Raw genomic sequence first — 13,323 nt, forward strand, 5'->3', positions numbered from 1 at the left:
CCAGCCGAACGCCGCCGGCGACGTCACCAAGTACGACCCGGCCAAGGCCAAGGAGCTCATCAAGGAGGGCGGTGGTGTTCCGGGCAACGCCATCTCCATCCAGTACAACGCCGACGGCGGCCACAAGGAGTGGGTGGAGGCGGTCTGCAACTCCATCACCAACGCCACCGGTGTGAAGTGCGTGGGCGACTCCAAGGCCGACTTCCAGGCCGACCTGAACGCGCGCGACAACAAGCAGGTCAAGTCGCTGTACCGCTCGGGCTGGGTGCTGGACTACCCGTTCAACGCCAACTTCCTGCGTGACCTGTTCGGTACCCACTCGGACGGCAACCAGGGTGGCTTCTCCAACAAGACGGTCGACAAGGAGATCGCCGCTGCCGACAGCGCGAGCTCCCTGGAGGAGTCGGAGAAGAAGTACCAGGAGCTCGAGAAGAACCTGGTCAACTACATGCCGACCATCCCGCTCTGGTACTACAAGGTCAACGCCGGCTACTCGGAGAAGGTGACCGGAGTCCAGTACGACCAGCAGGGTGACCCGGTCCTGACTGGCGTTCAGGTCAAGAAGTAACCACAAACAGCCCGTTCGTCCCGGGGTGCGCGATACCGCACCCCGGGGAACGGCAGCGGCTGGGGGGCCCTTTCCGCACGTACCGTCCATCGGTGCGTGCGGAAGGGGCCTCGTCGGCTGCCGCTGTGACTGACATGGAGGCACGATGGGGCGCTACGTCGCACGACGACTGCTCCAGATGATCCCGGTGTTCATCGGGACAACTCTGCTGATCTTCCTCATGGTCTATGCCCTGCCCGGTGACCCCGTACGAGGGCTGTTCGGCGACAAGGGCGGCAGCCCGCAGGTGATCGCCGCACTGAGACATGAGTACGGCCTGGACCAGCCGATCCTGGTGCAGTACTGGCACTACATGCGGGACATGGTCCTGCACGCCGACTTCGGCACCCAGATCTCGAGCGGGCGGGCCGTCACGGAGGTGCTTGGCGAGGCGTTCCCGGTCACCCTGCGCCTGGCCGGACTGGCCTTCGCCATCGAGGTCGTCCTGGGCATCGTCCTGGGCATCGTGGCGGGTCTGCGGGCCGGGCGCGCCACGGACACCGTCATCCTGCTGATCACGCTGCTGCTGATCTCGGTCCCGGTGTTCGTCCTCGGCTACATCCTCAAGGTCGTCTTCGCGTTCAACCTGGGCTGGCTGCCGCCGAACGTCAACGACGACACCAACATCAACGAGTTGCTGATGCCGGCCATCGTGCTGGCGACCGCGTCGCTGGCCTACGTGACCCGGCTCACCCGCACCTCGATCGCCGAGAACCTGCGCGCCGACTACATCCGCACGGCCATCGCCAAGGGTCTGCCCAAGCGCCGCGTGGTGGGCGTCCACCTCATGCGCAACTCGCTGATCCCGGTGGTCACCTACCTCGGCGCCGACATCGGTGCCCTGATGGGCGGTGCCGTCGTCACCGAGGGCCTGTTCAACATCCAGGGCATCGGTGGCACGATCTACCAGTCGATCGTGCGCCGCGAGGGCACCACACTCGTCGGTCTCGTGACCATCCTGGTGCTCGTGTACCTCATCGCCAACCTGCTCGTCGACCTGCTCTACGCGGTCCTTGACCCGAGGATTCGCTATGCCTGACGTGACCCAGACCGATCTCAAGTCCGGTGCGGCCGACCCCGCCGCCGCCGAGACCGCGGTGGCGCTGACCGAGGCGAAGCCGGAGAAGGCCCGCGGCCTGTGGGGCGACGCCTGGCAGGACCTGCGCCGCAGCTGGATCTTCATCGTCTCGGCGGTGCTGATCTTCTTCCTGCTGGCGATCACCTTCTTCCCCGGGCTGTTCACCAGCGTCAACCCGGCCACGGGCGACCTGGCCAAGCACTTCCTCCAGAAGCCGAAGCTGGGCAACGTCTTCGCCCCGGACTGGCTGGGCTACGACCAGCAGGGCCGCAGCGTCTACGCCCGTGTCATCTACGGCACGCGGGCCTCGGTGGCGGTCGGCTTCGGTACCACCCTCGCGGTGACGGTCGTGGGCGGCCTGATGGGCATGATCGCCGGTTACTTCGGCGGGATCGTCGACTCGGTGATCTCGCGGCTGACCGACGTGTTCTTCGGCATCCCGTTCCTGCTCGGCACGATGGTCGTGCTCAACTCCTTCCAGGCCCGCACGACCTGGGTCGTCATCGGCGCGCTGAGCTTCTTCGGCTGGACGCAGATCGCCCGCGTGATGCGCGGCGCGGTGATCACCACCAAGCAGTCCGACTACGTGCACGCCGCCAAGGCCCTGGGCGCGAGCACCCCGCGCATCCTGTTCCGGCACATCCTGCCGAACACGATGGCCCCGGTGATCGTCGTCGCCACCATCTCGCTCGGCATCTACATCGTCGCCGAGGCGACCCTGTCGTACCTGGGCCTCGGCCTGAACGGTGTGTCGTGGGGCAACGACATCTCCGACGGCGGTAACCAGATCCGCGTGGCGCAGCACATCATGCTGTACCCGTCGATCATGCTCATCATCACGGTGTTGGCGTTCATCATGCTCGGTGAAGCGGTCCGTAACGCCCTCGACCCGAAGACGCGCTGAGGGAGGCGTACGTGACCACCATCGAAGAAGTCGTACCCGTGCCCTCGCCCCGCGAGGGCGGGGCGGACGGCGGCCCACTGCTCGAAGTGCGCGACCTGCACGTCGAGTTCCACACCCGTGAGGGTGTCGTCAGAGCCGTCAACGGCGTCAACTACAGCGTGGCGGCGGGCGAGACGCTCGCCGTGCTCGGTGAGTCGGGCTCCGGCAAGTCCGTGACGGCGCAGGCCATCATGGGCATCCTGGACATGCCCCCGGCGAAGATCCCGCAGGGCGAGATCCTCTTCCGGGGCCAGGACATGCTCACGATGTCCGCCGAGGACCGCCGCAAGATCCGCGGCCGCCGCATCGCCATGATCTTCCAGGACGCGCTCAGCTCGCTGAACCCGGTTCTGACCGTCGGCTACCAGCTCGGCGAGATGTTCCGCGTGCACCAGGGCCTGTCCAAGAAGGAGGCCAAGGCCAAGGCGATCGAGCTGATGGACCGGGTGAAGATCCCGGCCGCCGCGGCCCGTGTGAACGACTACCCGCACCAGTTCTCGGGCGGTATGCGCCAGCGCATCATGATCGCCATGGCGCTGGCCCTGGAGCCGGACCTGATCATCGCCGACGAGCCGACCACGGCCCTCGACGTGACGGTCCAGGCCCAGGTCATGGACCTCCTCGCGGAGCTCCAGCGCGAGTACAACATGGGTCTGATCCTGATCACCCACGACCTCGGCGTCGTCGCCGACGTCGCGGACAAGATCGCCGTGATGTACGCGGGCCGGATCGTGGAGCAGGCACCGGTCCGCGAGCTGTACAAGCGCCCGGCGCACCCGTACACGCGAGGCCTGCTGGACTCGATCCCGCGCCTGGACCAGAAGGGCCGGGAGCTGTACGCGATCAAGGGTCTGCCGCCCAACCTGCTGCGCGTTCCAAGCGGTTGCGCGTTCAACCCGCGCTGCCCCAAGGCCCAGGACATCTGCCGCGAGCAGATCCCGGACCTGCTGCCGGTCACCGAGCAGGACGGCGGCGAACTGGCGGGCCGTGCTTCGGCGTGCCACTTCTGGAAGGAGACGATCCATGGCTGAGCCCACGAAGCTCGCGAAGGACGACGAGCCGACGGACGACGCCACGCCGAACGTCTCCGAGGTGGAAACCGTCGAGGCGGCCTCCGAGGAGGAGGCGGTCGCGGCGCTCGACGCGCACGTCGCGCGCGGCGAGCCGATCCTCCAGGTCCGCAACCTGGTCAAGCACTTCCCGCTGACCCAGGGCATCCTGTTCAAGAAGAGCATCGGCGCGGTCAAGGCGGTCGACGGGATCTCCTTCGACCTCTACCAGGGCGAGACCCTCGGCATCGTGGGCGAGTCCGGCTGCGGCAAGTCCACCGTCGCCAAGCTGCTGATGAACCTGGAGCAGGCGACCGCCGGCGAGATCTTCTACAAGGGCCAGGACATCACCCGGCTGTCCGGGCGCGCGCTGAAGGCGGTGCGCCGGAACATCCAGATGGTGTTCCAGGACCCGTACACCTCGCTCAACCCGCGTATGACGGTGGGCGACATCATCGGCGAGCCCTTCGACATCCACCCCGAGGTGGCCCCCAAGGGCGACCGGCGCCGCAAGGTGCAGGAGCTGCTGGACGTCGTCGGCCTCAACCCGGAGTACATCAACCGCTACCCGCACCAGTTCTCCGGCGGTCAGCGCCAGCGCATCGGCATCGCCCGCGGCCTCGCGCTCAACCCCGAGGTCATCATCTGCGACGAGCCGGTCTCGGCGCTGGACGTGTCCGTCCAGGCGCAGGTCATCAACCTGATGGAGCGACTGCAGGACGAGTTCAACCTCTCCTACATCTTCATCGCGCACGACCTGTCGATCGTCCGGCACATCTCGGACCGCGTGGGCGTGATGTACCTCGGCAAGATGGCCGAGATCGGCACCGACGAGCAGATCTACGACCACCCGACGCACCCCTACACCCAGGCGCTGCTGTCGGCGGTCCCGGTGCCGGACCCGGAGGCCCGCGAGCACCGCGAGCGGATCATCCTCACCGGCGACGTGCCGTCCCCGGCCAACCCGCCCTCGGGCTGCCGCTTCCGCACCCGCTGCTGGAAGGCCCAGGACAAGTGCGCCGAGGAGGTCCCGCTGCTCGCCGTGCCCGAGCGCTTCAAGGGCTCGGACTCCCTGGCGGCCCACGAGTCGGCCTGCCACTTCGCCGAGGAGAAGGACGTCGTCGGCGCGGCCTGACCCTCTCATGGCACACTCCCGGTTCCCGGCGCCCCTCCAGGCGCCGGGAACCGGCGTTTTTCCGGCGGATGCGAGGACGGGCGGATGCTGCACCACGTCGAACTCTGGGTTCCCGACCTGCCCCGCGCGGTCCGCTCCTGGGGCTGGCTGCTGAGCAGCCTCGGGTACCACCCCTACCAGGAGTGGGAGCACGGCCGCAGCTGGCGGCTGGGACCGACGTACCTGGTGGTCGAGCGGTCACCGGCGATGCGGGACGACGGCGGACACGACCGGACGCGTCCCGGCCTCAACCACCTCGCCTTCCACGCGGGCACCCCGGGCCGGGTCGACGCGCTGATGCGCCAGGCGCCCGCACACGGCTGGTCGTCGCTCTTCACTGACCGCTACCCGCACGCCGGCGGCCCCGACCACTACGCGGGCTACCTCGCCGACGCCGACGGGTTCGAGGTGGAGCTGGTGGCCTCCGGCGTCGAGCCGGCCGGCTGACGCGGGCGCCTGGCGGCGTTGGCGCGTCCGCGTGGCGTGGAGCCTCCGTCGGTGCGGCGAACATTGGATATGCGGCTTATGTGCTGATATGTCTCAGGTCACCGCATCCCGAGGAGGCACCCATGCGCCGAGTCGCGCGCGCTACCGCGGGGGCGGTGGGGGCCGTGCTCGTTCTCGCCGCCTGCGGGGGCGGGGGAACCGGCGTCGGTGCCAAGGCGCTGACCGCGTCCTGGGGAGACCCGCAGAACCCGCTGGAGCCGTCCAACACCAACGAGGTGCAGGGCGGCAAGGTGCTCGACATGGTCTTCCGCGGGCTGAAGCGGTACAACCCGAAGACCGCCAAGGCCGAGAACATGCTCGCCGAGCGCATCGACACCACCGACTCGCGGCACTTCGCCGTCACCGTCAAGAACGGCTGGCGGTTCAGCAACGGCGAGCCGATCACCGCCAGGTCCTTCGTCGACGCCTGGAACTACGGCGCGAGCCTGCGGAACAACCAGAAGAACGCCTACTTCTTCGGCTACATCGAGGGCTACGACAAGGTTCACCCCGAGAGCGGAAAGCAGAGCGCCGACACCCTCTCCGGGCTGAAGGTCACCGGCCCGCGCACCTTCACCGTCACCCTCGACCAGAAGTTCTCCACCTTCCCCGACACCCTCGGCTACGCCGCCTTCGCCCCGCTGCCCCGCGCCTTCTTCACGCACCACGCAGCCTGGCTGGACAAGCCGGTCGGCAATGGCCCGTACACCATCGAGTCGTACACCAAGGGCGCGCAGATGACCCTCAGGAAGTGGGACGGCTACCCGGGTCCGGACAAGGCCCGGAACGACGGCGTGACCCTGGTGGTCTACACCGACAGCAACACCGCGTACACCGACGTGCTGGCCGGCAACCTCGACCTCGTCGACGACATTCCCGCCGGCCAGCTCAAGAACGTGCGGGCCGACCTGGCCGGCCGCTACATCAACAGCCCGGCCGGCATCCTGCAGACCCTCGCCTTCCCGTTCTACGACCCGAAGTGGAACACCAGCGGGGCGCGCAAGGTCCGCACCGGCCTGTCCATGGCCATCAACCGCAAGCAGATCACCGAGACCATCTTCCGCAACACCCGCACCCCGGCCACCGACTGGACCTCCCCGGTCCTCGGCACGGCCGGCGGCCACAAGCCGGGCCTGTGCGGCCATGCCTGCGACTACGACCCCGCCGCGGCCAGGAAGCTGGTCCAGGAGGGCGGCGGACTCCCCGGCGGCCAGGTGAAGATCACGTACAACGCGGACACGGGCTCGCACAAGCAGTGGGTGGACGCCGTGTGCAACTCCATCAACAACGTGCTCGGCAACGACAGGGCGTGCGTCGGCAACCCGGTCGGCACCTTCGCCGACTTCCGCAACCAGATCGGCCGGCACCGGATGACCGGACCCTTCCGGGCCGGCTGGCAGATGGACTACCCGCTGATCCAGAACTTCCTCCAGCCGCTGTACTACACGGACGCCTCCTCCAACGACGGCAAGTGGTCCGACAAGCGGTTCGACCGCCTCGTCGACCGGGCCAACGCCGAGTCCGACAGGCCCCGGGCGATCGGGCTCTTCCAGCAGGCCGAGGGCGTCGTACGGGACAACATGGCCGCCATCCCGCTGTGGTACCAGAACGGCAGCGCCGGCTACTCCGACCGGCTGCACGACGTGGCGCTCAACCCGTTCAGCGTCCCCGTCTACGACGAGATCAGGGTCGGCTGATCCGGCATGGGACGCTATGTCGCCAGGCGGCTGCTCCAGATGATCCCGGTGTTCTTCGGGGCCACCCTGCTGATCTTCCTGATGGTGAACGTGATGGGCGATCCCATCGCCGGACTGTGCGGGGAGCGCGCCTGCGACACCGCGACGGCTGCCCAGCTCAGACGGGAGTTCGGCCTCGACAAGCCGCTGTGGCAGCAGTACGCGACCTACATGGGCAACGTCTTCACCGGCGACTTCGGCACCGCGTTCAACGGCCAGCCCGTCACGCAGCTGATGGCGTCGGCGTTCCCCGTCACCATCCGGCTGACCGTCGTCGCGATCCTCTTCGAGATCGTCGTCGGCATCACCCTGGGCGTGCTGACCGGGCTGCGCCGCGGCCGGCCCGTCGACACCTCGGTCCTGGTCCTCACCCTCGTCGTCATCTCCGTGCCCACCTTCGTCACCGGTCTGCTGCTGCAACTGCTGTTCGGCGTCCAGTGGGGCTGGATCAGACCCTCGGTGTCCCCGGCGGCGGCCTTCGGCGAGCTGATCGTGCCCGGCCTGGTCCTCGCCTCCGTCTCCCTCGCCTACGTGACCCGACTGACCCGTACGTCCATCGCCGAGAACCGGCGCTCGGACTATGTGCGCACGGCCGTCGCCAAGGGACTGCCCCGGCGCCGGATCGTCGTCCGGCACCTGCTGCGCAACTCCCTGATCCCCGTGGTCACCTTCATCGGCACCGACATCGGCGCGCTGATGGGCGGTGCCATCGTCACCGAGCGCATCTTCAACATCCACGGCGTCGGCTACCAGCTCTACCAGGGCATCCTGCGGCAGAACACGCAGACCGTCGTCGGGTTCGTGACGGTCCTCGTCCTGGTCTTCCTGGTCGCCAACCTGCTCGTGGACCTGCTGTACGCCGTACTCGACCCGAGGATCCGCTATGCCTGAGCAGTCGCAGGAGCCCGAGCGCGCCATCGCCGGGACCGGCATGGGCGGTGCGATGGACCTGGCGGCGAGCGAGGCGACGACGCTGGAGCGGGCGCCGGGCGGGCCGGAGGGGAAGCCCCGCTCCCTGTGGTCCGACGCCTGGCGCGATCTGCGCCGCAACCCCGTCTTCATCCTCTCCGCGCTGGTGATCTGCTTCCTGGTCGTCATCGCGATCCGGCCGTCCCTGATCGCCTCGGGCAACCCCCTCACCTGCGATCTGGCCAGGGCCCAGGACGGTCCCGCGCCCGGCCACCCCTTCGGCTTCGACGGCCAGGGCTGCGACGTCTACACGCGCACCGTCTACGGCGCCCGCGCGTCCGTCACGGTCGGCATGTGCGCCACGCTCGGGGTGGCGCTCTTCGGCTCGGTGCTGGGCGGGCTCGCCGGATTCTTCGGCGGCGCCGGGGACGCCGTGCTGTCCCGGGCCACCGACATCTTCTTCGCCATCCCCGTCGTCCTCGGCGGTCTCGTCCTGCTGTCCGTCGTCCCGAGCAGCACCGTCTGGCCCGTCGTCGGGTTCATCGTGCTGCTCGGCTGGCCGCAGATCTCCCGGATCGCGCGCGGCGCGGTCATCACCGCCAAACAGCTCGACTACGTCCAGGCCGCCCGCGCCCTGGGCGCCTCCAACTCCCGCATCCTGCTGCGGCACATCGCGCCCAACGCCGTCGCCCCGGTGATCGTCGTCGCCACCATCGCGCTCGGCACGTACATCGCGCTGGAGGCCACCCTGTCCTATCTCGGCGTCGGGCTGAAGCCGCCCAGCGTCTCCTGGGGCATCGACATCTCCGCCGCCTCGCCCTACGTCCGCAACGCCCCGCACGCGCTGCTGTGGCCCGCCGGGGCGCTGGCGATCACGGTCCTGGCCTTCATCATGCTCGGCGACGCGGTGCGCGACGCCCTCGACCCGAAGCTGAGGTGACGGCGCCGTGCTGCTCGAAGTCCGTGATCTGCACGTGGAGTTCCGCACCCGGGACGGGGTCGTCCACGCCGTCAACGGAGTCGGCTACGAGGTGGACGCCGGGGAGACGCTCGCCGTGCTCGGGGAGTCCGGCTCCGGCAAGTCCGTGACCGCGCAGGCGGTCATGGGCATCCTCGACGTGCCGCCCGGCCGGATCAGTGGCGGGCGGATCCTCTTCCGCGGCAGGGACCTGCTGAAACTGAAGGAGGACGAACGGCGGCGGATCCGGGGCGCCGAGATGGCGATGATCTTCCAGGACGCGCTGTCCGCGCTGAACCCGGTGCTGACCGTCGGCGACCAGCTCGGCGAGATGTTCATCGTGCACCGGGGCCTGTCCCGCAAGGACGCGCGCGCCAGGGCCGTGGAGCTGATGGACCGGGTGCGCATCCCGGCCGCCCGGCAGCGCGTCCGCGACTATCCGCACCAGTTCTCCGGCGGCATGCGCCAGCGCATCATGATCGCCATGGCGCTGGCCCTGGAACCGGCGCTCATCATCGCCGACGAGCCGACCACCGCCCTCGACGTCACCGTCCAGGCCCAGGTGATGGATCTGCTCGCCGAACTCCGGCGTGAGTACCGCATGGGGCTCGTCCTGATCACCCACGACCTGGGCGTGGTCGCCGACGTCGCCGACCGGATCGCGGTGATGTACGCGGGCCGGATCGTGGAGTCCGCGCCGGTGCACGACATCTACAAGGCGCCCGCCCACCCGTACACCAGGGGCCTGCTGGACTCGATCCCGCGTCTGGGCCACAAGGGCCGGGAGCTCTACGCCATCAAGGGCCTGCCGCCCAACCTCCAGGCGATCCCGTCCGGTTGCGCCTTCCACCCGCGCTGCCCCATGGCCCGGGACGTGTGCCGCACGGACGTACCGCCGCTGTACGAGGTCTCCGAAAGCCGCGCGAGCGCCTGCCACTTCTGGAGGGAGTGCCTGGATGGCAGAGCAGACGGCTGAGCGGACGGCCGAGCCGATCCTGGAGGTCAGCGGGCTGGTCAAGCACTACCCGCTCACCCGGGGCGTCCTGTTCAGGAAGCAGATCGGGGTGGTCAAGGCGGTCGACGGCGTCGACTTCACCCTGGCCCGGGGCGAAACGCTCGGCATCGTGGGCGAGTCCGGCTGCGGCAAGTCCACGGTCGCGAAGATGCTGTGCAACCTGGAGCGGCCCACCGCGGGCGAGATCCGCTACCGGGGCGAGGACATCACCCGGCTGTCCGGCCGGGCGCTGAAGGCGGTGCGCCGGAACATCCAGATGGTGTTCCAGGACCCGTACACCTCGCTCAACCCCCGTATGACGGTGGGCGACATCATCGGCGAGCCGTACGAGATCCACCCCGAGGCTGCCCCCAAGGGCGACCGGCGCCGCAGGGTGATGGAACTGCTGGACGTGGTCGGCCTCGACCCGGAGTACGTCAACCGCTATCCGCACCAGTTCTCCGGCGGCCAGCGCCAACGTATCGGCATCGCACGGGGGTTGGCCCTGCGTCCCGAGATCATCGTCGCCGACGAGCCGGTATCCGCGCTCGACGTCTCGGTGCAGGCCCAGGTGATCAACCTGATGGAGCGGCTTCAGGACGAGTTCGACCTGTCCTACGTCTTCATCGCGCACGACCTGTCGATCGTGCGGCACATCTCCGACCGGGTGGGGGTCATGTACCTCGGGCGGATCGTCGAGATCGGCACCGACGAGCAGATCTACGACCATCCGACGCACCCCTACACCCAGGCGCTGCTGTCCGCCGTGCCCGTGCCGGACCCGGGGGCACGGGAACGCCGGGAGCGGATCATCCTCTCGGGAGACGTGCCGTCCCCGACGAACATCCCCTCGGGCTGCCGCTTCCGCACCCGCTGCTGGAAGGCGCGGGAGCGCTGCACGCTGGAGGTGCCGGAACTGGCGGTGCCCGCGGACTTCCGGCACGACACCGGGCCCGCGGTGCACCCCTCGGCATGCCACTACGCGGCGGAGCTCCAGGTGGTGCCGCCGGAGGAACGGGACACCGGGGAACAGGGCAGCGACACCAGGGCGCCGTGACCGCGCCGGCGCGCGGATGCCCGCACGGCCCGGGACGGGGCCGGGGCGGCGTGTCGCGCGCCCCGTCCCCATGCCCCGTGTGCGGTGTCCTGGCGGCGTTCAGCCGAGCCCGAGGGAACGCTTGAGGAAGTCCACCTGGAGCAGCAGCAGGTTCTCGGCGACCTGCTCCTGCGGAGTCATGTGGGTGACCCCGGACAGCGGCAGCACCTCGTGCGGGCGGCCGGCGGCGAGCAGGGCGGAGGACAGCCGCAGGGCGTGGGCGACCACCACGTTGTCGTCGGCCAGACCGTGCACGATCATCAGCGGCCGGTGCGGCTCGGCGGGCGAGGACAGCCCGTCGTCGGTGACCAGGGAACTGTGGGCGTACACCCCCGGCGCCTGCTCCGGGTCGCCCAGATACCGCTCGGTGTAGTGGGTGTCGTACAGGCGCCAGTCGGTGACCGGGGCGCCCGCGATGCCCGCGTGGAAGACGTCCGGACGGCGCAGCACGGCCAGGGCGGCCAGGTAGCCGCCGTAGGACCAGCCGCGGATCGCCACCCGGCCGAGGTCGAGCGGATACGTCTTGGCAAGGTCCCGCAGGGACTCGATCTGGTCGTCGAGGGTGACCGTGAAGTCGTGGTGGACGGCCTTCTCCCAGGCGGGGGAGCGGCCCGGGGTGCCGCGGCCGTCGGCGACGACCACCGCGAAGCCCTGGTCGGCGAACCACTGGGAGGTGAGGTGCGCGTTGTGCGCGGCCACCACGCGGGAGCCGTGCGGGCCGCCGTAGGGGTCGAGGAGGACGGGCAGGGGGGCGGAGGCGGCAGTGTCACGGGGGTAGTCCGTAGGCATAAGCACGGCGCACGGGATTCGGCGTGCGCCCCCCTGGGTGAGGGTCACGCGCGGGGACAAACCAGGATCTTCGGCGTGGGAGCGGATGGTGGCCACCGTCCGGCCCTCGCGCACCACCCGCACCCGGGCGCCCGGCCGGTCGAGCGTGGCGGAGACGAGGACGGCCACGCCCCCGGCGCGCACCGCGGTGTGCACACCGGGTTCCTGGCTCACGCGCTCCACGCCCAGTTCGTTGACGCGGTAGACGTGCACCTCACCGGTCTCCGGCTCGGCCGCCTCCTCGCCGGCCGAGGCGGAGACGAGCACGTCGTCGTCCGACACGTCCAGCACGGCTCGCACGTGCAACTGCGCTCCCGTGAGCGGTCGTTCGCCGACCGCCAGCACCCGCGCGCCGCCCTCTTCGGCGATCCGCACGAGCTGCCCGGAGGGGGACCAGCACGGCACCCCGGGGAAAAGTTCAAGCCAATCTGGATCTTCGTCGGCGTGCACCATACGGGTCGCGCCGGACTCCGGATCCACCGCCAGGTACAGCTGGCTGCGCTGGTCGCGCGCCTGCACGAGGAGCAGCGGCGCCCCTGCCGCTGACCAGTGCACATGAGCCAGATACGGGTAACGGGGCCGGTCCCAGAGGACCTCCGTGCGGGTCCCGTCCAGGCCGAACACGAACAGCTGTACGTCCGCGTTGGGGGTGCCGGCGGCCGGGTAGGGGACGCGGCTCGGCTCCCGTCCGGGATGCGCCGGATCGGAGATCCACCACCGCCGCACCGGCGTGTCGTCCACGCGCGCCACGAGTAGCCGGTCCGACTCCGGCGCCCACCAGAAGCCGCGGGAACGGTGCATCTCCTCGGCCGCGATGAACTCCGCGAGGCCGTAGGCGACGCCCTCGGACTCCGGTTCGGCGAGCGCCCGGTCGCCGTCGCCCTCGGCGCCCACCACCCGCAGGGCCCCGGCGGTGACGTAGGCGACGTGCCGTCCGTCGGGGGACGGACGGGGGTCGATCACCGGCCCGGGGACGGGCAGTTCGCGTGCCGTACCCGCCCTCAACTCGGCCGTGAAAAGCCGCCCTGACAAGGCGAAAGACGCCAACTCCGCGGCGGTGTCGGTGGCGTAGCCGACGATGCCCGCGCCACCCTCGCGACTGCGTTCGCGGCGGGCCCGTTCCTCGGCCGAGAGGTGCTCGGAGGCGCCGCCCAGGAGGGCGCTCGGGTCGGCTGCCATGCGCTCCGCGCCGTCGTCGAGGTCGAGCACCCAAAGGGAGTTGGCCCGGTCGGTGCCGGATCCGGAGCGCAGGAACACGACGCGGGAGGCGTCGGGAGCCACGGTGAACGCGCGCGGCGCGCCGAGCGTGAACCGCTGGGTGCGCGCGTGCCGTCGGGGGAAGGAGACAGGCTCGGTCGTCATGCCATGACCATATTGGCCATGCGCCCCCTTGTGCGGCCGTGCGCCGACCGATGCGCGCGTGCGGATAGTTATGATCGTTAGCGCATAGTGGGTATGAACCTGC

General features: G+C 69.6%; 11 protein-coding genes and 1 pseudogene. 11 read left to right on the forward strand and 1 reads right to left on the reverse strand.

Translation table 11 applies throughout. The annotated features are described in order from the left end of the window. From ACWEK3_RS19795 to ACWEK3_RS19845, 11 genes and pseudogenes are all read left to right on the forward strand, one after another. Nucleotides 1-568, forward strand: a pseudogene (locus ACWEK3_RS19795) (ABC transporter substrate-binding protein); the annotation flags it as partial. Nucleotides 569-713: 145 nt separating this feature from the next. Further along, nucleotides 714-1,646, forward strand: coding sequence for an ABC transporter permease (locus ACWEK3_RS19800; RefSeq protein WP_384440949.1), 933 nt, complete (start codon nucleotides 714-716; stop codon nucleotides 1,644-1,646). Beyond that, entirely contained in the window at nucleotides 1,639-2,589 is a 951-nt protein-coding gene (locus tag ACWEK3_RS19805) for an ABC transporter permease (protein WP_450543219.1), read from the forward strand. Before ACWEK3_RS19800 ends, ACWEK3_RS19805 begins: the two co-directional genes overlap by 8 nt. A gap of 11 nt (nucleotides 2,590-2,600) precedes the next feature. After that, complete coding sequence (locus ACWEK3_RS19810; protein ID WP_384440955.1) at nucleotides 2,601-3,659, forward strand: ABC transporter ATP-binding protein; 1,059 nt, start codon at nucleotides 2,601-2,603, stop codon at nucleotides 3,657-3,659. Then, nucleotides 3,652-4,812: an ABC transporter ATP-binding protein gene (locus ACWEK3_RS19815; RefSeq protein WP_384440958.1), complete on the forward strand. Its 1,161-nt coding sequence runs from the start codon at nucleotides 3,652-3,654 to the stop codon at nucleotides 4,810-4,812. Before ACWEK3_RS19810 ends, ACWEK3_RS19815 begins: the two co-directional genes overlap by 8 nt. A gap of 84 nt (nucleotides 4,813-4,896) precedes the next feature. Further along, entirely contained in the window at nucleotides 4,897-5,298 is a 402-nt protein-coding gene (locus ACWEK3_RS19820) for a VOC family protein (RefSeq protein ID WP_450543222.1), read from the forward strand. Nucleotides 5,299-5,420: 122 nt separating this feature from the next. Beyond that, the gene (locus tag ACWEK3_RS19825) at nucleotides 5,421-7,034 is read left to right on the forward strand and encodes a peptide ABC transporter substrate-binding protein (protein WP_453250221.1); all 1,614 of its coding nucleotides are present in this window, start codon (nucleotides 5,421-5,423) and stop codon (nucleotides 7,032-7,034) included. A 6-nt stretch (nucleotides 7,035-7,040) separates the two neighbouring features. Then, the gene (locus ACWEK3_RS19830; RefSeq protein WP_365426275.1) at nucleotides 7,041-7,964 is read left to right on the forward strand and encodes an ABC transporter permease; all 924 of its coding nucleotides are present in this window, start codon (nucleotides 7,041-7,043) and stop codon (nucleotides 7,962-7,964) included. After that, nucleotides 7,957-8,922 carry an ABC transporter permease gene (locus tag ACWEK3_RS19835; protein ID WP_450543226.1) on the forward strand — a complete coding sequence of 322 codons (966 nt, stop codon included), beginning with the start codon at nucleotides 7,957-7,959 and terminating at the stop codon, nucleotides 8,920-8,922. The genes ACWEK3_RS19830 and ACWEK3_RS19835 overlap by 8 nt, the downstream gene beginning before the upstream one ends. Before the next feature lie 7 nt (nucleotides 8,923-8,929). Continuing rightward, on the forward strand, nucleotides 8,930-9,916 hold the full coding sequence (locus tag ACWEK3_RS19840; RefSeq protein ID WP_450543228.1) for an ABC transporter ATP-binding protein: 987 nt from the start codon (nucleotides 8,930-8,932) through the stop codon (nucleotides 9,914-9,916). Beyond that, complete coding sequence (locus ACWEK3_RS19845; protein WP_450543230.1) at nucleotides 9,897-10,991, forward strand: ABC transporter ATP-binding protein; 1,095 nt, start codon at nucleotides 9,897-9,899, stop codon at nucleotides 10,989-10,991. Before ACWEK3_RS19840 ends, ACWEK3_RS19845 begins: the two co-directional genes overlap by 20 nt. Nucleotides 10,992-11,090: 99 nt before the next feature. Here ACWEK3_RS19845 and ACWEK3_RS19850 read toward each other — a convergent pair whose 3' ends face one another. Next, nucleotides 11,091-13,220 (reverse strand): alpha/beta fold hydrolase, encoded by a 2,130-nt coding sequence (locus ACWEK3_RS19850; RefSeq protein WP_453250222.1) that lies wholly within the window; start codon nucleotides 13,218-13,220, stop codon nucleotides 11,091-11,093. Nucleotides 13,221-13,323: the final 103 nt, after the last annotated feature.

The sequence above is a fragment of the Streptomyces sp. NPDC004721 genome, from assembly GCF_053601495.1.